We start from the raw sequence: 21,143 nt of genomic DNA on the forward strand, positions 1-21,143 counted from the left end.
TTGATGCGGGTGGGGGCCCGAATGACTCCAGAGGAGACCGTTTATGTACGGCGATGGGCAGTGGGGGGTCCCCGGCTACACCGAAGTCCGGGAACTGGGCAGCGGCGCCGCCGGCCGGGTGGTCCTGGCCACGCGTGACCACGACGGCGTGGAAGTCGCCATCAAATACCTGAACGACGAGCTCAGGTCCGACATGGGCTTCGTGGCCAGGTTCCGGCACGAGGCCCGGCTGCTCGGCACCCTGCAGAGCTCGCACCACGCGCGCCTGATCGACTACGTCGAGTCGGGGCAGGGCGCGGCGATCGTCATGGAGCTGGTCAACGGCGTCTCGCTGCGCGAGATCCTGCGCTCCGAGGGGCCGACCGGGGCCGAGGCGGCGCTGGTCGTGCTCAAGGGCTCGCTCCAAGGGCTGGCCGCCGCGCACGCGATCGGCGTCGTCCACCGCGACTTCAAGCCCGAGAACGTGATGGTCCAGGGCGACGGGGTCAGCAAGCTGGTGGACTTCGGCATCGCGGTCCGGGCCGGCGAGGGGGCGAGCGCCGCGGGCACGCCGCCGTACATGGCGCCCGAGCAGTGGGCGGGCGGGGCCGCCGGGCCGGCGACCGACGTCTACGCCGCCACCGTCGTGTTCTTCGAGTGCCTGACCGGCACCCGGCCCTTCCGGGCGCCCAACATCGCCGCGCTCGCCCGCCAGCACCAGAGCGCGCCGCCGCCCGTCGAGGAAGTGCCCACGGCGCTCCAGAGCCTGGTCGAACGCGGCCTGGCCAAGCAGCCGGGCGAACGGCCGCCGTCCGCCGAGGCGTTCCTGACCGAGCTGGAGGCCATCGCGGCCGAGGCGTACGGCGCCGACTGGGAGGAGCGCGGACGCCGCCGCCTGGCCGCGCTCGCCGGCCTGCTCATCCTGCTGTTCCCGAGCCCCCTGCACGATGCCGCCGAGACGCATACCGCGCTCACCGAGACCCGTTTCCCCGACCCCGCCCGCCTGCTGAGCAAGCTCTCGGCCAAGATCGCGATCGGCGCGGTCGCCGTGGGCGTGGTGGTGGCCGTGGGCGTGATCCTGGTCAACTCCTCCTCCGACGAGCCGGTGCTGCGGGCCCAGACGAGCGAGGTCACGCCCAGCGCGACCGACCCGGTGATCGACGAGGAGCCCACGGAGGAGGAGCCGACCGCGACGCCCGAGGAGACCACCCCGGAGCCGGACCCGACGCCGACCTCCGCGGACCCGGCCGTCTCGACCCCGCCGCCCGTCCTGCCGACGGCGACGGCGGCGGCCTCGCCGTCCAGGACGCCCAAGCCGACCCCGACGCGGAAGCCGACCAGGCGGCCGGTCAGGACGCCGAAGCCGACCCCGACCGACTCCCCCGAGCCGGACATCACCGGCAAGAACAGCACGACCAGCGACGGCAGCAAGCCCACCTCGGCCGCTCCCACGCCCACCCAGACCTCCGCCCCGTCCACCAGGACGCCCTCGACCAGGACGCCCCCGAGCAGCCCGCCGCCTTCGGAGACGGAGGAGCCCAGCCCGACCGGGACGCCGAGCGGCGGCGAGGGCGGCGGCACCGAGACGCCCACCCTGGACACAGTGGGCAAGGCGCAGGCCGGACTCCTCGCGCTCGGCCTGATGACGTCCGGCGCGGTTCCGGTCACACTTGCGGTGAAACGTCGCATGACAGGACGCCACAGAAAGCAGCGCTAGACGCGCCGGGGGGCAAGGGGGATGGACAACCACAGGAACGGTATCGCCGGATTCCGGCTGACCGAGCACACGTGGATGACCGAGCTCGGCAACTGGATCGACGCCATCTCGCCGGACGGCCGCAGGGCCGGGGCGCTGCTGTTCGACCCTCGGGTCATCGGCCTGCCCGGCGTCCGGGAGCGCGTGGTGAACACGGTCATGACCGACCAGCACCTCGTGCTGGGCGGCATGGGCGGGCTGATCCCGGTGGCCGACGTGGTCGCGGCGGGCGACCAGGTGTGGCTGCTCACCGCGCAGGCGGTCAGTCCCACGCTGGCCGACCTGCTCGCCGGCGCGCCCGTCGATCCGGCGGGGGCGGCGTCGGTGCTGACGGAGACCGCGCAGACGCTGCTCGCGCTGCACGCCGCCGGGGTCACGCACGGCTCGGTGCACCCGGGCACGGTGGTGATCACCGCCGAGGGGGCCGCGCTGCTGTCGGAGCGCGGCCTGTCCGACGCGATCCGCGGCCAGGTCTCGCCGCGCGAGCGGGACGCGGCGGGCTGGGCGTCGCTGGCCCGCGGGCTGGCCGCGTCCTTCACGCAGACCGCGCCTCGGGCCGCCGGCCTGTTCGAACGGGCCGCCGGCACGGCCACCACGCTCGGCCTCGAACCGGCCCGCGCCATGCTGAGCCAGGAACGCGCGGCGCTGCCCGGCGGCCTGATCAGCCGGGACGCGCTGGCGCGGGCGGCGCGCGGCAGGTCGGCGTTCGCGCAGCCGCCGTCGTTCGCCGCGCAGCCGCCGCCGGCGCCCCAGGACGAGGGCGACATCGTCACGCTGCTGCACGTGCCGACGTCGGGGTCGCCGCCGCGCCTGCAGTTCGGCCCTGGGGTGGGCGGCCCGGGAGCCGGTGCCGGCACCGTGCGGCAGCCCGAGACGACGGCCGAACGCATCTGGCGCGAGGGACGCGACGGCGCCGCGACCGTCCACCAGCCGGAGAAGCGGTCCCAAGGCCGGGTGGCCAAGGTGTCGCGGCGACGGCGGCGGCGCACGATCCTGTCCACGGCGCTCTTCGCGGTCGTCATGGCGGGCGCGATCGTGGCCTGGTTCAGGCTGACGGACGCCCCCGAGCTGGCGGTGCGGTCGATCGACGTGGTGGCGCCGAAGAAGACGCTGGGCTGCGGCGGCGCGATCGTCCTGACCGGGACGGTGGTCACCAACGGCGGCGTGGGCGAGATCCGCTACGAGTGGCGCAAGAACCTGGACAAGGAGGTCGTCAAGGGCAGCCTGCGCACGAGCGCCGACAAGACGTCCTACTCGGTGCCGCTGCGCTGGACGTTGTCGGGCAAGAGCAACGTCAAGGCCACGGCCACGCTGAAGGTGCTCTCGCCGGGCCCGGCGCGTACCGACAAGGCGAGCTTCACCTACAAGTGCTGACCTTCCCTGAATGCGCAACAAAGCGGTTCTTACTAATCTGACGGGCATGACCACGCAGACCCCCGCGGGCTGGTACCCCGACCCGTACGGAGAGCCGCAGCTCCGCTGGTGGGACGGCAACCAATGGACGGACGCCACCCACGCGCAGGAGCGGCAGCCTCAGCCGCAGCAGCCGTCCTCCGGGCCGCAGCAGGGCCCGGGGCCGCAGCCCCAGTCGTCCCCCGACTGGTCGGCCACCCCGGCGAACCCCACGCTCCAGTACGGCCGTCCCTCCTCCGGCCAGCCGCCCTACGGGCAGCCCGCCGACCAGCAGCCCGCGCAGGGTCAGCCCCCCTACGGCGGTCAGCCCGCCCAGGGCCTGCCCGGCTACGGGCAGCCCACCCACCAGCAGCCCGCCTTCGGCCAGCAGCCCACGCAGCAGCCCACGCAGTGGGCCGGCGGTCCGCTGCCCGGCCCCGGCCAGGCGCCGCCGCCCAAGCAGGGCAACCCGCTGCCGTGGGTGTTCGGCGGCCTGGCCGCGCTGGTCGTGGTCGCGCTGATCGTGGTCGCCGGGATCTTCTTCCTCAACCGGGGCGGCAGCACGCCGGTCGCCTCGCCCACCACCGAGGAGCCGCAGCCGTTCCCGACGGCCGAACCGCCCTCCGCCGGGCCGCCGACCGAGCTGCCCCCGCAGGGCGGCGAGCTGCCGCAGCCGCAGGACGGCCGCATCACCGACCCGCGCAGCGGCCTGTCCTACCAGGCGCCCGACGGCTGGAAGGTGCCCGCGTACGGCGACGTCAACGGCACCGACCCCTCCCAGCAGATGTGGACGAGCGGCGTGCAGGCCAGCTCGCAGGAGAACTACGAGGGCGACAAGGACTGGATCGGCAACGCCTACGCCGGCCCGCTGGCCGCGCTCATCCCCTACACCGGCGCCGCGGCGCTGGAGGACACCGCCAAGGCGCTGTTCATGCAGTTCAGCACCCAGTTCTACGAGCCGCAGCACACGACCAAGCTGATCGAGAACAAGGCCACGAAGATCGGCGACCATGACGCGTGGGTCATGCAGTTCCAGCTCGACTTCACTGCCGTCGCGGAGAAGAACGGCTACAAGTGGAAGAAGGAGAACGCCGCGATCGTGCTCATGGACCGCGGGGCCGGGCAGCGTCCGACGTTGTTGTACATCTCCGTTCCCGACAATCTGGGCACAGACGTGGTGGCGAAGGTTCTCGGCTCGCTCAAGCCCGCGTAAGCGGGGGCACTAGGCTGGTGGGGTAACAAGCGGGCGGATTGCTCCGAGCCGCTGGGCGAGGAGATCGAATGAGTGACGTGCTGGTCTGGATCGACTGCGAGATGACCGGGCTCGACCTGGGGCGCGACGCGCTGGTCGAGGTGGCCTGTGTCATCACCGACAGCGAGCTCAATCAGCTCGACGAAGGCGTCGACGTGGTCATCAAGCCGCCGCCGGAGTCGCTGGAGCAGATGTCGCAGGTCGTGCGCGAGATGCACACCGCCTCGGGCCTGCTGCCCGAGCTGCCGGGCGGCGTCACGCTGGCCGAGGCGGAGTCGCTCGTGCTCGACTACATCCGGCGGCACGTGCCGGAGCCGAAGAAGGCGCCGCTGTGCGGCAACTCGATCGGCACCGACCGCACGTTCATCGCCAGGGACATGCCCGGGGTCGACGCCTGGCTGCACTACCGCATGATCGACGTGTCGTCGATCAAGGAGCTGGTGCGCCGCTGGTACCCGCGGGTCTACTTCGCGGCCCCGGAGAAGCAGGGCGGCCACCGCGCGCTCGCCGACATCAAGGAGAGCATCAGGGAGCTGCGCTACTACCGCGCGGCGATCTTCGTGGCGCAGCCCGGCCCCGACTCGGCAACCGCCCGGCAACTCGCCGAGCGGGTCAGCGGCTAATTGGATGGCGTAAAGACTCCCGAACCCCGCTACACTTTTCCTGTGCCGTCACGGAGTGGGCGGCCATGGTGGGTGTAGCTCAGTTGGCAGAGCGCCAGGTTGTGGTCCTGGATGTCGAGGGTTCAAGTCCCTTCACTCACCCCAAGCACACAGCCGGTCCCTCGGGACCGGCTGTTGTCGTTTTCTCCCGCCAACGCCCCCAAATCAGGACAATGCGAGTTATGCTCACTGTCTACCGCTAACGCCGGAAGCACGGGGGCCATCGGCGATCAGACCGTCTGCGCGCCCCCGGAGGCCGGATGAGAGTCGACGACGCAGCGTTCGACAGTGTGATCACCTCCTTGAGCAAACGCGAGGCCGAGGTCATGGATCTGATCGCCTCGGGCCGATCCAACGGCCAGATCGCCCAGTGCCTGTTCCTCAGCGAGAAGACCGTGAAGAACCACGTCAACCGGATCTACGCCAAGCTCGGCGTCGACTCCCGGGTCACGGCCATCGGACTGTGGTTGTCGCTCAGGAAGGACGGCTCCTGACCCGGCGGGGGTTCAGCCGGTCGTGATCCGGCGGCCGGTCAGGCGGGTGGGCCTGATCTTCAGGTAGTGCTGGCGCCGCCCGCCGGCCCACGGCTCGACGCCCGTGCTCGCCGCCTCGGCCTGCTCGTCCTCGGTCGTGACGTGGTGCAGCGAGCCGTGGACGAGCACGCTCCAGCCGACCCGCGTCAGCTCCTCTATGCGATCGACCTCGAACGCGACCTCGTACTCGACGTCCTCCACACCCGTGCTCAGGTCCTCGTCGGTGCTGCCGCCCGCCGCGGTGCGGAACACGATCGCCCCCTCCGACATCCGGAAGTTCACCGGCAGCACGGTCAGGCCGTAGCGGCCCTCGAAGGCGATCCGGCCCACTCCCCCGGGCCGCAGCAGGCGCAGGCACTCCTCCTCCGCCAGCGGCACCAGCGTGGGGTGCGCCGCGGCCGGCCCCGCGCCGGCGGGCTCGGCCACCTCCCCGAGCAGGCCCTCCACGGTGGTCTCCAGCGCCTCGGCCAGGCGGGCCAGGGCCTCGCGCACCGAGATGCCGGACTGGTCCTCCAGATAGGCGACGTAGCCGACCGCCACGCCGGACCTCTCGGCCAGCTCCTGCCGGCTCAGGTTCAGCGATTCGCGACGTTCGGCTATCCGGCGGCCCAGGCGTTCCATCGTGGTCACTTGCTCAGACATACCGGTGCCCTACCCCGGATCTCCCCTCTTCCCGGTGGTGTCTGTGGCAGAAATGGTTTAACCGATGCTCTGGGTGCCATATGGACCATGGAACGCAATCCGGGAAGGACGTGGTCATGGTGCGGAGAGCGCGCGTCGTCGTCGTGGGGGCGGGCTTCGCCGGCCTGGCCGCGACGCGGGAACTGGCCAAGGGCGGCGCCCTGGTCACGCTCGTGGACCGGAACCCCTACTCGACCTTCCAGCCCCTGCTCTACCAGGTGGCCACGGCGGGGATGGGCACGTCCGACGTCTCCTACCCGATCCGTACGTTCGCCGCGAAGTGGCCGAACGTCCGCGCCCACCGGGCCGCGCTGAGCAAGGTGCACCCGGCCGACCGGCGGGTGGAGTTCGCGGACGGCTCCACCCTCGACTACGACTACCTGGTGATCGCCACCGGCGTCACCACCAACTGGGTCCACGTGACCGGCGCCGAGGAGAACGCGCTGCCGATCTACTCGCTGCGCGACGCGGCCGACCTGCGGCGGCATCTCCAGCACTGCCTGGAGGACACCGCGGCGGGCCGGCGCGAGAGCGCCCACGTCGTGGTGGTGGGCGGCGGCGCGACCGGCGTGGAGACCGCGGGCACGCTGGCCGAGCTGCGCCGCCGTACGGTGCCGCTGACGCATCCCGAGATCCGGCCCGACCAGACGAGCGTCACCCTGGTCGAGCGGTTCGACTACGTGCTGGCGCCGTACAAGCCGCGGCTGCGGGACGCGGCGGCCGAGGCGCTGCGCAGGAGAGGCGTCCGGATGCGCCTGGGAGCCACGGTGGCGGGCGTGGAGCCGGACGCCGTCATCCTGGAGGACGGGACGCGCCTGCCGAGCGACGTGACCGTCTGGGCCCTCGGCGTCACCGCGCCCAAGGAGGTGACCGACTGGGGGCTGCCGCAGGGCAAGGGCGGCCGGATCACGCTCACCGACGCGCTCAGCGTGCCCGGCCATCCCGAGATCTTCGTGGCCGGCGACCTGGCCGGACAGCCGGACCCGCTGCCCCAGCTCGCCCAGCCGGCCATCCAGATGGGCAAGCACGTGGGCAGGCAGATCCTGGCCGCGGCGCACGGGCGGCCGATCGGCCGCTTCTCCTACCGCGACCCCGGGATCATGGCCACGGTCGGCAAGGCCGAGGCGGTGCTCCAGCTGCGCAACGGGCTGACCATGCGCGGCCTGCCCGCCTGGCTGGCCTGGATCTTCGTGCACGTGGCGTACCTGCTGGGCGGGCGCAACCGGGTCAGCGTGCTGCTCAACTTCTTCTGGCGCTACGGCGGGCCGCGCCGCAGCGCCACCAGCATCGCCTCCACCGAGTGAGTGCCGGGTGAGCGGCGCTCAGAGCGCGGCCGACAGCGCGCCCAGGCCGTGTTCGAGGTCGGCCTCGGGGATGTTCAGCGCCGGGCGCAGGCGGACGGACCGGGGCCCGCAGGGCAGGGCCAGCACGCCGTGCTCCTCCCTGAGCCGGGTCACGTAGCCGTCCCTGGCGGCCTGGTCGGGCAGGTCGAAGGCGCACATCAGACCCCTGCCGCGCACGCCCGAGACCGTGTCGGGGTGCTCGGCCTCCAGCTTGGTGAGCCGTTCGAGCAGGACGCCGCCGAGCGTGCCGGCCCGCGCGATCAGGCCGTCGCGCTCGATGATCTCCAGCAGGCCGCGGCTGCGGACCATGTCCACCAGGCCGCCGCCCCACGTGGAGTTGATCCGGCCGCTGAGCTGGAAGACGTTGTCGGCCACCAGATCGACCCTGCGGCCGGCCATGATCCCGCCGACCTGCACCTTCTTGGCGAAGGCCACCACGTCGGGGGCCAGGCCGAGCTGCTGGTAGGCCCAGGGCGTGCCGGTGGTGCCGCCGCCGGTCTGGACCTCGTCCAGGACGAACAGGGCGTCGTGCTCGTGGCACAGGGCCTGCATGGCGCGCAGGAACTCGCCGCGCATGTGGTTGTCGCCGCCCTCGCCCTGGATCGGCTCGGCGATGAAGCAGGCGATGTCGTGCGGGTGACGCTCGAAGGCCGCCCTGGCCTGGGCCAGCGCGCGTTCCTCGGCGGCCTCGACGTCGCCGAGGTGGATGGCTGGCACGTCGATGCGCGGCCAGTCGAACTTGGGGAAGCGGTCGGTCTTGCTCGGCTCGGTGTTGGTCAGGCTCAGCGTGTAGCCGCTGCGGCCGTGGAAGGCGCGGGTCAGGTGCATGACCTTGGTGCCGAGGTCGCGGGGGCGGCCGGCGGCCTCGTTGCGCCGGCTCTTCCAGTCGAAGGCGGTCTTGAGCGCGTTCTCCACGGCCAGGGCGCCGCCCTCGACGAAGAACAGGTGGGGCAGCTCGGGGTCGCCGAGCACGCGGACGAACGTGTCGACGAAGTCGGCCAGGTGCTCGGTGTAGATGTCGGGGTTGGCGGGCTTGTTCCGGGCGACCTGGCCGAGCAGGGCGGCGAAGTCGGGGTCGAAGGGCGGGTTCACACCGAGCGGGGCGGACGCGAAGAAGGTGTAGAAGTCCAGGTAGCGGCGGCCGTTGCGGGCGTCCACCAACCAGGAGCCACGGCTGAGTTCGAGATCGAGGACGAGACGGTAGCCATCGACGAGCAGGTGACGGGCAAGGCGGGTGTGTACGTCCATGCCTTCTCCAATGTCGTGAGACAGGCCGGAGGTTCCATACAGGGAACCCGGTCGTATCCGTAAAATTTACGGTATTCCTGCCCCGCGAGTGAACTTCTTCAAACGAAGTGACAGCACAATCATCGCGATTCCATACAGGATCGCGAAAATGCCGATCAGCCAGACGAGGCTCAGCATTCCGGCGCCGGGCCAGATGATGAGCAGCACACCGAAGATCACCGACAGGATGCCGGCGATGATGAACATCCACTCGTTCTCGATGGACTTGCGCAGCCGCACGCCCGCCACGATCTCGGAGATTCCGGAGACGATGGCCCAGAAGGCGATGAGGTAGAGCAGCGCGAGCGAGGTGATCCCGGGCCAGGCGAAGGCCATGATGCCGGCCACGATGCCGACGATGCCGGAGAAGATCAGCCAGGCCCGCGACCGGGCGCCGTGCCGGAAGGCGGCGAAGAGCTCGAAGACGCCGGAGACGATGGCGTACGCACCGAAGAAGATCACCAGCACCAGCAGAGTGATCCCCGGCCAGATCAACGCCAGCACACCGAAGATGATCGCGGCGATGCCACGGACGAGCAGCAGCCACCACGAACGCGAAAGTTCCTGCATACTGGTCTGCTTTCCGTGATTCGTGCGAAAAGAGACCAGTGCCGGGTCAAATGTCGACCTACATGTGGGAATAGACCACGATCGACACCGCAATGTACTGCACCAGGTACGCGGCGATCGTGCAGGCGTGGAAGACCTCGTGGAAGCCGAACCAGCGCGGCGACGGATCGGGGCGGCGCAGCCCGTAGACGATCGCGCCCGCCGAGTAGAACACCCCGCCCACGGCCACCAGCACGACGGCGGCCACCCCGGCCCCTTCGAGCAGCTGCGGCATCACGAAGATCGCCGTCCAGCCCAGCGCCAGGTACAGGACGGTGTAGAGCCAGCGCGGCGCGTTCATCCAGAACACCCGGAACAGCACCCCGGCCAGCGCGCCGCCCCACACGACCGAGAGCACGGCGACCCTGGCCGCGCCGTCGAGGGCGAGCAGCCCGAACGGCGTGTACGTGCCCGCGATGATCAGGTAGATGTTGGCGTGGTCGAACCTGCGCAGCACCTCGGCCAGGCGCGGCCCCAGCGTGCCCCGGTGGTAGGTCGCCGAGATGCCGAACAGCAGCCCCGAGGTGATCGCGTAGACCCCGGCCGCCAGCCGGGCCTGCAGGGTCGGGCCGAGCGCCACGAGCACGAACCCGGCCACCAGCGTCACCGGCAGCGCCCCGGTGTGCAACCAGCCACGCAGCCTCGGCTTCACGGTGATGGTCGTCATGTAACCTACGGTACCGTAGGTTACGGATTGAGCTGAAGTGCCAAAGGTCACAGGCCGTTCAGGAAGCGCACGGCGATCGGCACCGCGGCCGAGCGGCCCGATCCGCCGTTCCTGACGAACACGCAGAAGGCCAGGTCGCCCCGGTAGCCGATGAACCAGCCGTGCGACGTCTGGTCCTGCACCTCGGCGGTGCCCGTCTTGCCCGCCACGCCCTCCGGCAGGCCCGCCTGGCTCGCCGTCCCGTGGTCCACGACGGCGGCCATCATCTCCCGCAACGCCCCGACCACCCCCTCGTCCAGCTTGACGTCGGGGAACGGCTCGCCGTCCACGCGGCGCACGTCGTCCTCCGGCAGCAGGCGGGGCGAGCGCCAGGTTCCGCTCTGCACGGCGGCGGCCACGGTGGCCATGCACAGCGGGGTGGCCACCACCGTGCCCTGGCCGATGACGTCCAGGGAGAACATGTCCGTGTCGTCGGTCTGCTGCATCGTGCCGCACCGGCCGCCCACGCCGGTCGCCATCGGCCGGTCGAACCCCCAGCGGGCGGCGGTCCTGCGCAGGTCCTCCATGGACAGCCGGCTGGTGGCCTGCTCGACGAACGTGGTGTTGCAGGAGTAGGCGTAGGCGTCGGCGAAGGTCACGGTCCCCCGGTCCACGTCGCCGTCGTTGCTGATCGCCGCCGCGAAGTCCGGCGCGTACGAGGCCGGGCAGCCCATCTCGTCGCCCGTGGCGACCCCCTTCTCCAGCAGCGCGGCGGCGACGATCGTCTTGAACGTGGAGCCGGGCGGGAAGGCGTCGCGCACCGCGCTGAAGTTGTCCTCCAGCCGGTCGGCCAGGGCCAGGATCTCGCCCGTGCTCGGCCTGAGCACCACGATCGAGGAGTTCGCCACGCCGTCCAGGGCCCGCGCGGCGGCGGCCTGGACCGGCTGCGACAGGGTGGTGCGCTCGACGTTCGCCTTCGGCAGGCGGGTCAGCAGCGTCTTGTCGGGCCGTCCAGGCATCCGCGACACCAGCTCCAGCCCGTGGTTGGCCTTGGCGAACTCGGGCTTGAGCGGATTGAGGTAGGCGTCGGCGTAGCTGTCGTTGGGGATCTTGGCGCCCTCGCTGGTCACCAGCTCGGCCGCCGGGGCCTCGACCTCCTCCACCTCCAGCGTGCCGCCGTCCTTGAGCAGCGGGTGCAGCGTCTCGGGCGTCCACAGCACCCGCCAGGCCCGGTCGCGTACGCCCAGCCGCAGCGTGCTGTCGAACGGCCACGACCCGAGGTCCGTCAGCTCCCGCACGCCCGTGAAGCGCACCTCGGCCGACTCCTCCCCCGTGCCGCGCACCGGCCCCGGCGTGAGCCGGATCGACTCGACGTGCAGGTTCTGCGACAACTCGCGGTGCCGGTCGAAGAAGTCGGCCGGCGGCCGGTCGACCAGCAGGGCCATGCCCGCGACGTCCCCCTTCCGCCAGGCGTCGAAGTAGGCGGCGGCGGTCTTGGCGGCGCTGCCCTTGACCTGCCCGGCGGCCAGAACGGCGAAGGCGCCCGCCCCCAATACCGCGACAACCGCGATGACGAGCACAATCAGCCTCTTGCGTCGCATACGGTTCTCCCAGGGAGGGATCAGCGTGGCACGTGGACAGCGGGAACCGATGCCTGGCCTTTATCCGGTGACGTTCGGCGAGGTCGAGCTTCTCCGGGACCTGGACAGGCAGGACGGCTGGGTGCTGTCCAAGGATGGCGTACCTCAGTCGTACGTTGACCTACAAGACCCGACATTTCTGGATTTCGAGTACGTCCGGCTCATGGCCGACGTCATCGACCTCCTGCCGGAGGGGCCGCTGAGCTGCGTCCACGTCGGGGGCGGCGCGTGCACGATCCCGCGTTACGTCTCGGCCACCCGCCCCGGCTCCCGGCACATCGTGATCGAGCCCGACGGCCTGCTGGTCAACCTGGTCCGCGAGCAGCTCGACCTGCGCTCGGTCCCCCGGCTGAAGGTCATCGTGGCCGGCGGCCGCGAGGGCACGGCCAAGGTGTGGGACGACTCGGCCGACCTGGTCGTGCTCGACGCGTTCACCGGCGCCACGATGCCGGTGGAGCTGGCCACCGCGGAGTACATGGGCGACCTGGCCCGCGTGCTGCGCCCCGACGGCACGCTGCTGATCAACATGGCCGACGGCAAGGGCCTGGCGTTCGCCAAGCGGCTGCTGGCCACGGTGTGCGACGCGTTCCGGCACGTGGCGCTGCTGGCCGAGCCGGGGATCATGCGGGGCCGCCGGTTCGGCAACCTGATCGTCGCGGCCTCGCGCACGGAGCTGCCGCTCGACCTGCTGTCCCGGCGCGCGGCCGGCGGCCTCACCCAGGCGCGCTGCGTGCACGGGGAGACGCTGAAGAACTTCATCGGCGGCGCCCACCCCATCAAGGACGGCGACGCCGTGCTCGCCCCGGTCCCGCCCCCGGCCGTCTTCGGCTGAGTCAGCGGTCGGCCGGGCCGAGGTAGGCCAGGACGGCGGCCACCCGCCGGTGCACGTCGCCGCTGTTCTCCAGCCCCAGCTTGGTGAAGATGGCGTTCACGTTCTTCTCCACCGACGAGATCGACAGGTGCAGGGCACGGGCGATGCCGGCGTTGGAGCGGCCGTGGGCCATCTCGCGCAGCACGTCCCGCTCCCTCGGGGTCAGCGACTCCCCCTGCCCGCGGACCTCGCGCCTGGCCAGCAGGCCCTCGACCACTTTGGGGTCGATGACCGAGCCGCCCCCGGCGACCGCCCGGATCGCGCCGAGCAGCTCGTCGAGGTCGCCCACGCGGTCCTTCAGCAGGTAGGCGAACCCGGCCGTCCCGTGCTTGAACAGCTCGAAGGCGAACAGGGCGTCGGAGAACTGCGACAGCACCACCACTCCGGTGCCGGGGTGGCCGGCCCTGATGCGGTGGGCCGCGTCGATGCCCTCGAAGCCCGGCCGCCACTCGCCGCCGGGCATGCGGATGTCGGTGACGACGACCTGCGGCTCCAGCCGGCGCACGGCGTCCAGCAGCTCGTCGGCGTCGCCGACCGCGCCGACGACGGTCACCTCGCCGGACAGTTCGAGCAGCTGCCGGGTGCCCTCGCGCACCAGGTAGTGGTCGTCGGCGACGACCGTGCGGACGGGCTCAGGCATCGGCCGGCACCCACGCGTGCATGCGTGTCCCCTTTCCGGGCTCGCTGTGGAGTTCCATGCCGCCGCCCAGCGCGTCCAGGCGGTCGGCGAGCGTGGCCAGGCCGCGGCGGGCGGCGGTGGCCGGGTCGAAGCCCCTGCCGTCGTCGGCGACGGTGGCCCGTACCCGGCCCGGCGCCAGGGTCAGGCGTACCTCGATCCTGGCGGCGGCGGCGTGCTTGAGCGCGTTGGCGACGGCCTCGCTGACGGTGAAGTACATCGCGCCCTCGACCTCGTCGGCGAAACGGCGGGCCCGCAGCCCGGGGTCGGCGGTGACGGTCGTGGGCACGGGCAGCCCGGAGCAGCGTTCCTCGACGGCCTCCACCAGGCCGCCCTGGCTGAGGGCCGACGGGTGGATGCCGGCGGCCAGCTCGCGCAGGTCGGTGAGCGTCTGGCGGGCCTGCTCGCGCAGGCGGGCCAGCGCGTCGGGGCCGGCGCCGGTGACGCGGGCCAGCTCCAGCCCGGCGATGAGCGCGACGAGCTGCTGCTGCACGCCGTCGTGGATGTTGCGCTCGATCCGCCGCCGCTCGGCCTCCTGGGCGTTGACCAGGCGGGCGACCAGCCCGGCGCTCTGGATGGCCAGCCCGGCGGGCACGGCCAGGGCCTCCAGGAGGCGCCGGTCCTCCCGGTCGTACCGGCCGGCGCGGCGCGGGCCGAGCTCGATGCGTCCGAGGCCGCCGCGCACCGGCACGGCCAGCGCCGTCCCGCCCTCCTCCTCGCCCGCGGCCACCCGGGTGCCGTCGGCCAGCGTCACGGCCGCCCACCTGGCCTCCAGCCCGTCGCGGACGGCGGCGGCGAGCCTGCCGAGCTGCTCGACCGGCTCGGGCGTGGCCGCCAGCGCGGTGCCGAGACCGGACAGCACCTCGTCCACGGTGGGCCGCAGGTCGAAGATCAGGTGCAGGCGGGAGCCCCGCAGGCCGAGCCGGATGTCGAGCAGCCGGTGCCGCACGATCCCCACCAGGACGGCGACCGGCAGCGCCGCCATCACCGTGAGCAGGCCGATCACCACGGCGCCCCACAACCGGGCGTCCAGCAGGAACAGCAGCAGCACGCCCGCGCAGAGCTGGACGGCGGTGCCGGCGACCATCCAGGCGTACTGTCCGCGCTCGGCCCGCTCGCTGCGCCGCCAGCGGACCACGAGGCCGGCGAGGACGACGACGGCCGTCAGGAAGGTGAGGAGCTGGCCCAGCGCGCTGGCCAGGGCCGCCCAGATCGCCCCGGTCGTCAGCACGGCCGGCAGCTCGCCGGGCCGGGCCGGGTCGACGCCGAACAGCCCGTTTCCCACCGTGTGCATGGCGATCGCGACCCCGCCGATCCAGGCCACGGGCCGCCAGCGCCGGGACGGCAGGCGGCCGTCGGGGAAGAGCAGCGGGACGAAGATCCAGGTCAGGCCGTAGAACGTGGCATAGAGCGCGGACAGCCAGACGACGACCGGCCCGCTGTAGTGGAACCTGACGGCCAGGCCGGTGCCCAGCGCGGCGAGTCCGAAGCAGGCGGCCGCGGCCAGGAACAGCCAGCCGTACCGCAGGTCGGGACGGCGGACGGTGAGCAGCCAGCCCAGCGCGGGCAGCACCAGGCCGAGGACGCCGAAGGCCCATTCCTGCGGCGGCGCGGGCAGCCCGGACCCCAGCAGCGCACCCGCCAGGGCGCCCCCGGCGCCGATGGTCGCCAGCGACCCGGCGAGCAGCCTGGAACTCATGAACCACCATCGTCAGGGGAATCCGAATGGGCGTCTATGAGGTTAACCGCACATTCGGTACGGACAGCCTCACCTGCGAGAACGGCGGCGCATATGGTGGGCGCGGGCCCGGCCGCGGCTGTTGGCTGGGCACATGTCTCACTACAGGTTCCCCGCACTGGCCACCGCCGTCATGGCCGTGGCGGTCACGGCCTGCGCGACGCAGCCCGTGCCAGCCCTGGCCACCATCACCGGGTCCGCCACCGCCGCGCCGACGGCGAGCGCCGCGGTCGAGATCCCCGACACCCCCGTCGGCCGGCAGCTCCGCTGGCTGCTGGAGGCGGTCACCCGGCTGCCCGTCGGCGACGCCGAGCTGGCCGGGCACTTCGCGCCGAGCTTCCTCGACCACATCCCGCCGGCGCAGCTCAACCAGGCGCTGGCCGGGTTCGAGGACATGCGGCTGGACCGGCTGGACCAGGCCCAGGAGCGGACGTTGTCGGCGACCGTCACGGCGGCCGGCAAGGCGTTCACCCTCGCGCTCGGGGTGGACGGCACCGGGAAGGTCGACTACATCCAGTTCACCGGCGTCGCGCCGGCCAGCTGGCCGGAGCTGGACCAGCGGCTGCGCCAGGCCGCGCCGCGGGCCGGCTTCCTGGCCGCCGAGCTGACCGGCGACGGCCGCTGCCGCCCGGTCCACGCGGTGGCCGGCGAGAAGAGCTTCCCGCTCGGCTCGATGTTCAAGCTGTACGTGCTGGGCGCGGTTGCCGAGCGCATCAGGAGCGGCGCGTTCGGCTGGGACACCGAGCTGACGATCAGGCCCGAGCTGAAGAGCCTGCCGAGCGGCGAGCTGCAGGACCGCCCGGACAACAGCAAGGTGACGGTGCTGGAGGCGGCCCGGCTGATGATCTCCATCAGTGACAACACCGCCACCGACCTGCTGATCCACCAGGCCGGTCGCAAGGCGGTCGAGCGGGTCGTGCGCTCGTGGGGCGGCGACCGGCGCAACGTGCCGTTCCTGACGACCCGGGAGCTGTTCGTGCTCAAGGGCGCCGACTACCCCCGGCACGCCGAGCGGTACCTGTCGCTCGGCACGTCGGCGCGCCGCGGCTACCTGGCCGGGGTCGTGGACAAGGTGCCGCTGTCGAAGGTGCGGCCGTGGACCGAGCCGCGCGAGCTGGACCGGCTGGAGTGGTTCGCCACGCCCGCCCAGGTCTGCCGCGCCTACGCCGGGCTGGCCCGGCTGAAGGACGCCCGCGTCGGCGAGGTGTTGTCGATCACCGATGCGGGGCTGCGGCTGGACAGGAACCAGTGGCCCGTCGTGTGGCACAAGGGCGGCTCGGAGCCGGGCCTGCTGGCCATGAGCTTCCTCGCCCGTACGGCCGCCGGCCGGACCTACGTGGTGTCCACGACGGCCGTGAACCCGGACGCCCCCTTCCAGCAGGGCCCGGTGGCCCAGGAGCTGCTGGTGCTGACGCGGGGGGCGTTCGGGCTGGTCACGTCCTCGTAGCGGGCGCTCTCAGAGGGCGGCGTGGGCGAGGTCGACGAACAGGGCCGAGGACCAGCCGAAGCCGGTCGTGGCGCGGCCCGCCCGCCGTCCCGTGAGGGGGTTCCAGTACTCGTACAGGCCGCCGCCGTCGCGCACCATGGCCAGGGTGCGGGCGGCGAGCTCGGCGGCGACGTCCGGGTGGCCGGAGCGGCGCAGGCCGTCGATCAGCAGGTAGTTGACGTTCAGCCAGACCGGGCCGCGCCACATGGCGTCGGGGTCGAAGCGCGGGTCGTCGAAGGCCACCGTGGGGACCGGCCGCTCGCCCCAGAAGGCGGGCGAGGTGAGGTCCTGGACCAGCCGGTCGGCGATCTCGGCCGGGAGGCGGCCGGTGAGCAGCGGCATGAGGTCGAGCGGCGTCCGCACGTCGGCGTCGGCCGCGCCGGCGACCTTGGTGACGAAGCGGCGGCCGTTCCAGCGGCGTTCGACCATGCGGTCCACGAGCGCCTGGGCCCTGGCCCGCCACTCGCCGGCGTCCTTGCCGAGCGCGGCGGCGATGTCGCCCAGGCGGTCGTACTGGAGGGCCAGGTAGGAGTTGAGGTCCGGGGGCTCGGCGCGCGGGCCGCCGTCCCAGATGGGGCTGTCGTCCAGGCCCGAGGAGTACGGGTGCAGGTACTCGGCCAGGCCGTCGCCGTCCGGGTCGGAGTGGGCGAACCACCACTGCTGCGACCTGACCAGCGGCTCGTAGACCTCGGCCAGGAAGCCCGGGTCGGGGTCCACCTCGTGGATCTTCCACACCGCCCAGGCGGTCAGCGGCGGCTTGGTGACGGGCACGACGTGCGCGATCGGCTCGCCGCCGACGTGCTGGGCCAGCCGGGCCAGGTCGGAGCGGGGCAGGTCGGTGGTCTCGGCGAGCACGCCGTGGTCGTGCACCACGTCGGGGATCAGGCCGTCGGGACGCTGGTTGTCGAGCAGGATGCGGATCTGCTCCCTGGCCAGGGCGGGGTCGGCGTGCCGCAGGGCGATGGCGTGGAAGTAGGAGTCCCAGTTCCACAGGCCGACGTAGCCGTACTTGGAGGGGATGAGGGATTCCCTGCCCTGGATGCTTACCAGGTTGACGGCCAGCGTCCACCAGGCCTGCTCGGCGCGTTCGCGCAGCTCGCCGGGGACGGCGGGCATCCGGGCGAACCAGGCGGCCCAGCGTTCGGCGGCCTCGGCCAGCACCTTCGCGCCGTCGGTGACGGTCCGCTCGCCGGCCAGGGTGAGGCAGCCGTCCACGGCGGCCTCACCGCCGTCCCAGACGGCCCTGGCGCCCTCGCCGACCGCGACGAGGGTGTCGGGGTCGGCGAAGGCCAGGGTCACGTCACCGTCGAACTCCACCCGGTGGGGCAGGGCCCGGCGCACGCGCAGCTCCCGGGAACCGGCGTAGAACCGCAGTCCGGCGCGGACGGTCGTGTCGTCGAGCCGGGTCTCGTAGAGCGCCTCGGCGACGCGCAGCGAGCCGTCGTCGGCCGCCATGACGAGCAGCCGCGAGCCGCGCTCGGTGAAGGGACGTTCGCGCAGGTCCAGCACTTACTTTCCTCCCAGGCCGGAGGCGGCCATCGAGTTGATGATCTTCCGCTGCCCGATCAGGAACGCGATCAGCGTCGGCACCACGGCGATCGCCGAGGCCGCCAGGATCTGCCCGTAGTCGGTCGCGCCGTGCTGCTGGGCGAACTGGCTGAGCAGCAGCGGGACGGTGGCCAGCTCCGGCGTGTTCAGGAAGATCAGCGGGAACAGGAACGAGTTCCAGGACGCCAGGAACACGATGATGCCGAGCGCGCCGAGCCCCGGCCGGATGTTGGGCAGGACGATGCTCCAGAAGCACCGCCACCGGCCCGCGCCGTCGATCCTGGCCGCCTCCTCCAGCTCGATCGGCACCGCCCTGATGAACTGGCGCAGCAGGAACACCGCGAACGGGTTCGCGATCGTCGGGATGATCAGCGACAGGTGCGAGTCGATCCAGCCGAACTTGGCCAGCATCAGGTAGAGCGGCACGATCGTCACCTGCGCCGGCACCATCTGCGTGGCCAGGAACAGCACGAACAGCACGCCCGAGCCCCTGAACCTGATCCGGGCGAAGGCGTAGGCGGCCATGGCCGAGGTGAGCAGGGTGAGCACCACGTTGAGCGCTGCGATGTAGAAGCTGTTCCAGTACGCCAGCCCGAACGGCATGGTCGACAGCGCGTCGGGATAGTTCTGCCAGGTCCAGGGGTTGGGCAGCCAGGCGGTCGGATCGTTGATCATCTGCCGCACGCCCTTGGCGGAGGTGAACAACATCCACACGAACGGGAACAGCATCAGCAGCCCGCCGACCGTGAGCGCGGCGTGCAGACCGATCTGCCGTGATCTCATGCGTACCGCCTCACGAGTCGTAGTGGACGAAGCGCTTCTGCGCGGCGAACTGGACCAGCGTCACGAGCAGCGTCAGCACCAGCAGGATCAGGGCGGCCGCGCTGCTCGGCCCGAACTCGAACTTCTTGAAGCCGAGATCGAAGATGTGGTAGACGATCGTGCGCGCGCCCTCGTTGTCCTTCGGGTCCACCAGCACGTAGATCTGGTCGAACGCCTGGAACGAGCTGATCACCGCGACCACGCTGGAGAAGAAGATCGTGGGCGACAGCAGCGGCAGCGTGACCGACCGGAAGATCCGGAAGGAGCTCGCGCCGTCGATCCGGGCGGCCTCGACGACCTGCGGCGGGATGGTCTGCAGCCCGGCCATGAAGATCACCACGTTGAGGCCGAGCGAGGACCAGATCGTCACCACGGCGATCGCCACGATGACCCAGCCGGGGTCGAGCAGCCAGTCGGGGCCGCTGACGCCGAACCAGCTCCTGAGCGAGGTGTTCAGCACGCCGTTCTCGTCGCCGGCCAGGATGACCTGCCACATCAGGGCGACGGCCACCGAGCTGGTGACGACCGGCATGAAGTACACGACCCGGTAGACGTTGCTGCCCTTGATGCTGTTCAGGGCGACCGCGATCAGCACCGCCAGGGCGAGCCCGAACGGCACGGTCAGCAGCGCCAGCTTGACCGTGTTCCACACCGCGCGGCCGAACAGCGGGTCGGTGAGCTGGGCGGCGAAGTTGGACAGCCCGGCCCACGACTTCTCGCCGAGCCCGTCCCAGTTCATGAAGGCCAGCACCACGGCGAACCCGAGCGGGATCACCAGGAACACCACCAGCGCGCCGACCTGCGGCGCGAGGAAGATCGCGGCCCACCAGCCGTCGCGGTCGCGCAGCTTCTTGGCGGGCCGCGCGGCGGTCTTGCCGCGCGGCCCGGCGAGCACGGCCATCCGCTAGCCCAGCTTGCCGTCGACGAGGGTCTGCAGCTCGGTCATGCCCTGCTCGAAGCCGAGCTTGCCCTGCCAGACCTTCATCAGGTGCTCGTTGATCGAGGCGGTCAGGCCGGGCACCGCGACCTCTTCGGGGTAGTTCGCGAAGCCGGTGTCCCGCACGTCGAGGAACGTCTGGGCGTGCGCGGGGTAGTTGCCGTCCAGCACGACCTGCTCGGCGCCCTTGATCGAGGGGACCGCGCCGCCGTTCTTGAGCCGCAGGAGCTGGCCCTCCTTGCTGACGAACTCCGTCAGGAAGGTGAAGGCCTCCTTGGGCTGCTTGGTGCCCTTGTTGAGCGCCAGGTAGGAGGCCGCCACGGCGCCGGGCATCGGCTCGCCGGTCTCGGACGGGAACGGGACGATGTCGTAGTTGTCCAGCTCGCCGCCCTTCTTGACGATGTCGATCATCCAGCGGCCACCGGCGAAGAAGCCCGCCTTGTGCTTGATGAACTGGGTGTTCGCGCCGTTGCTGGCCGGCAGCACGTCCGCGCTCAGGAACGTCTTGTCCTGGTAGCCCTTGGCCAGCGTCTCCAGCGCCTTGCGGGACTTGGGGTCGGTGGTGGCGACGAACTTGCCGCCGTCCCAGACCTTGCCGCCGAAGCCGGAGACGACCGAGTACGTGGATCCGTACCAGTTCCAGTAGATGGACCCGCCCAGGCCCGCGGCCTTGAGCTTGGCGTTCATGTCCAGGTACTTGGCCATGGTCCACTGCTTGGACGCGTTGAGGGTGGCCGGGTCCTCGGTGATGCCGGCGGCCTTCAGGGCCTTCTTGTCGTACCAGAGGACCTCGGGGTTGGTGTCGTTCGGGACGCCGTAGATCTGGCCGTCCTTCTTGGCGCCGCCGTACACGCCCTCGAAGAAGTCCTCGGGCTTGCTCTTGGAGTCCGGGCCCGCGAGCTGGTCGTTGAGCGGCGCGACGACACCAGCGGAGACGAACTTGCCGATGTTGTCGTCGCCCACGAAGAACACGTCGGGAGCCGTGCCGCTGGTGAGCTGGGCGAGCAGTTTGGGGTGGTAGTCCTCGTACTTGGCGACGGACTCCAGCTTGAGCTTGATGTTGGGGTGACGCTGCTCGAAGTCCTTGGTGAAGGACTCGTAGAGCTTGACGTCCTCCGCCGATCCCCACGTGGACCAGCGGATGGTGACCTGCCCTGCGGCGGCGTTCCCGCTCACGCCTGGAACGTTCCCTCCACCGCCGCTGCAGGCGGTGGCGGCGGTGGCGAGCAGACCCAGTACGGCCAGCGCACGCTTCATGATGGGCTCCTTCGGGGGGGTGGTGCTG

19 protein-coding genes and 1 tRNA gene are annotated in these 21,143 nt (G+C 71.5%); 9 read left to right on the forward strand and 11 right to left on the reverse strand.

From position 1 onward, the window contains the following. The first annotated feature begins 43 nt into the window (after nt 1-43). The 6 genes from ACIBK9_RS48630 (at nt 44) to ACIBK9_RS48655 (ending at nt 5,535) form a co-directional block, all read left to right on the forward strand. Entirely contained in the window at nt 44-1,696 is a 1,653-nt protein-coding gene (locus ACIBK9_RS48630) for a protein kinase (RefSeq protein WP_397166008.1), read from the forward strand. A 21-nt stretch (nt 1,697-1,717) separates the two neighbouring features. Continuing rightward, nucleotides 1,718-3,109 (forward strand): hypothetical protein, encoded by a 1,392-nt coding sequence (locus ACIBK9_RS48635; RefSeq protein ID WP_397166010.1) that lies wholly within the window; start codon nt 1,718-1,720, stop codon nt 3,107-3,109. Nucleotides 3,110-3,155: 46 nt separating this feature from the next. Continuing rightward, nucleotides 3,156-4,340: a DUF2510 domain-containing protein gene (locus ACIBK9_RS48640; RefSeq protein ID WP_397166011.1), complete on the forward strand. Its 1,185-nt coding sequence runs from the start codon at nt 3,156-3,158 to the stop codon at nt 4,338-4,340. 68 nt (nt 4,341-4,408) lie between these two features. Then, nucleotides 4,409-5,002 carry an oligoribonuclease gene (orn, locus tag ACIBK9_RS48645; RefSeq protein ID WP_397166012.1) on the forward strand — a complete coding sequence of 198 codons (594 nt, stop codon included), beginning with the start codon at nt 4,409-4,411 and terminating at the stop codon, nt 5,000-5,002. 68 nt (nt 5,003-5,070) lie between these two features. Next, nucleotides 5,071-5,146: transfer RNA gene (locus tag ACIBK9_RS48650), tRNA-His, on the forward strand. A gap of 155 nt (nt 5,147-5,301) precedes the next feature. After that, nucleotides 5,302-5,535 (forward strand): helix-turn-helix transcriptional regulator, encoded by a 234-nt coding sequence (locus ACIBK9_RS48655; protein WP_352351976.1) that lies wholly within the window; start codon nt 5,302-5,304, stop codon nt 5,533-5,535. A gap of 12 nt (nt 5,536-5,547) precedes the next feature. Here the strand turns inward: ACIBK9_RS48655 and ACIBK9_RS48660 are convergent, their stop codons facing one another. Further along, nucleotides 5,548-6,216, reverse strand: a complete 669-nt coding sequence (locus ACIBK9_RS48660; protein ID WP_397166014.1) for a pyridoxamine 5'-phosphate oxidase family protein — start codon at nt 6,214-6,216, stop codon at nt 5,548-5,550. A gap of 116 nt (nt 6,217-6,332) precedes the next feature. On the opposite strand from ACIBK9_RS48660, the gene ACIBK9_RS48665 reads away from it, so the two are divergent. Then, on the forward strand, nt 6,333-7,559 hold the full coding sequence (locus tag ACIBK9_RS48665) for an NAD(P)/FAD-dependent oxidoreductase (protein ID WP_397166015.1): 1,227 nt from the start codon (nt 6,333-6,335) through the stop codon (nt 7,557-7,559). An 18-nt stretch (nt 7,560-7,577) separates the two neighbouring features. Here ACIBK9_RS48665 and lat read toward each other — a convergent pair whose 3' ends face one another. From lat to ACIBK9_RS48685, 4 genes are all read right to left on the reverse strand, one after another. Next, complete coding sequence (lat, locus tag ACIBK9_RS48670; RefSeq protein ID WP_397166016.1) at nt 7,578-8,846, reverse strand: L-lysine 6-transaminase; 1,269 nt, start codon at nt 8,844-8,846, stop codon at nt 7,578-7,580. Nucleotides 8,847-8,912: 66 nt separating this feature from the next. Continuing rightward, complete coding sequence (locus ACIBK9_RS48675; protein WP_358288076.1) at nt 8,913-9,455, reverse strand: HdeD family acid-resistance protein; 543 nt, start codon at nt 9,453-9,455, stop codon at nt 8,913-8,915. A gap of 58 nt (nt 9,456-9,513) precedes the next feature. Next, complete coding sequence (locus ACIBK9_RS48680; protein WP_387670738.1) at nt 9,514-10,161, reverse strand: hemolysin III family protein; 648 nt, start codon at nt 10,159-10,161, stop codon at nt 9,514-9,516. Between the two features lie 47 nt (nt 10,162-10,208). Continuing rightward, on the reverse strand, nt 10,209-11,741 hold the full coding sequence (locus ACIBK9_RS48685) for a penicillin-binding transpeptidase domain-containing protein (protein WP_397166018.1): 1,533 nt from the start codon (nt 11,739-11,741) through the stop codon (nt 10,209-10,211). Nucleotides 11,742-11,808: 67 nt separating this feature from the next. Between ACIBK9_RS48685 and ACIBK9_RS48690 the strand changes: the two genes are divergently transcribed. Continuing rightward, nucleotides 11,809-12,612 (forward strand): spermidine synthase, encoded by an 804-nt coding sequence (locus tag ACIBK9_RS48690; protein ID WP_397166019.1) that lies wholly within the window; start codon nt 11,809-11,811, stop codon nt 12,610-12,612. Nucleotide 12,613: 1 nt separating this feature from the next. On the opposite strand, the gene ACIBK9_RS48695 is transcribed toward ACIBK9_RS48690, so the two are convergent. Together ACIBK9_RS48695 and ACIBK9_RS48700 are read right to left on the reverse strand one after the other, a co-directional pair. Next, nucleotides 12,614-13,291 carry a response regulator gene (locus ACIBK9_RS48695; RefSeq protein WP_387670744.1) on the reverse strand — a complete coding sequence of 226 codons (678 nt, stop codon included), beginning with the start codon at nt 13,289-13,291 and terminating at the stop codon, nt 12,614-12,616. After that, complete coding sequence (locus ACIBK9_RS48700) at nt 13,284-15,026, reverse strand: ATP-binding protein (RefSeq protein WP_397166021.1); 1,743 nt, start codon at nt 15,024-15,026, stop codon at nt 13,284-13,286. The genes ACIBK9_RS48695 and ACIBK9_RS48700 overlap by 8 nt, the downstream gene beginning before the upstream one ends. A 133-nt stretch (nt 15,027-15,159) precedes the next feature. Here ACIBK9_RS48700 and ACIBK9_RS48705 point away from each other — a divergent pair, with 133 nt between their 5' ends. Continuing rightward, nucleotides 15,160-16,512 (forward strand): serine hydrolase, encoded by a 1,353-nt coding sequence (locus ACIBK9_RS48705; RefSeq protein ID WP_397166023.1) that lies wholly within the window; start codon nt 15,160-15,162, stop codon nt 16,510-16,512. Between the two features lie 9 nt (nt 16,513-16,521). On the opposite strand, the gene ACIBK9_RS48710 is transcribed toward ACIBK9_RS48705, so the two are convergent. Genes ACIBK9_RS48710 through ACIBK9_RS48725 form a run of 4 tightly spaced genes read right to left on the reverse strand, consistent with a single transcriptional unit; the run spans nt 16,522 to nt 21,115 of the window. Then, nucleotides 16,522-18,060: an amylo-alpha-1,6-glucosidase gene (locus ACIBK9_RS48710; RefSeq protein ID WP_397166025.1), complete on the reverse strand. Its 1,539-nt coding sequence runs from the start codon at nt 18,058-18,060 to the stop codon at nt 16,522-16,524. Next, on the reverse strand, nt 18,061-18,882 hold the full coding sequence (locus ACIBK9_RS48715) for a carbohydrate ABC transporter permease (protein WP_358288097.1): 822 nt from the start codon (nt 18,880-18,882) through the stop codon (nt 18,061-18,063). It abuts the gene before it with no gap. Between the two features lie 10 nt (nt 18,883-18,892). Beyond that, on the reverse strand, nt 18,893-19,822 hold the full coding sequence (locus ACIBK9_RS48720; protein ID WP_358288100.1) for a sugar ABC transporter permease: 930 nt from the start codon (nt 19,820-19,822) through the stop codon (nt 18,893-18,895). Between the two features lie 3 nt (nt 19,823-19,825). Beyond that, nucleotides 19,826-21,115 (reverse strand): ABC transporter substrate-binding protein, encoded by a 1,290-nt coding sequence (locus tag ACIBK9_RS48725; protein WP_397166027.1) that lies wholly within the window; start codon nt 21,113-21,115, stop codon nt 19,826-19,828. Nucleotides 21,116-21,143: the final 28 nt, after the last annotated feature.

Source organism: Nonomuraea sp. NPDC050227 (assembly GCF_044459705.1).
Lineage (GTDB): Bacteria > Actinomycetota > Actinomycetes > Streptosporangiales > Streptosporangiaceae > Nonomuraea.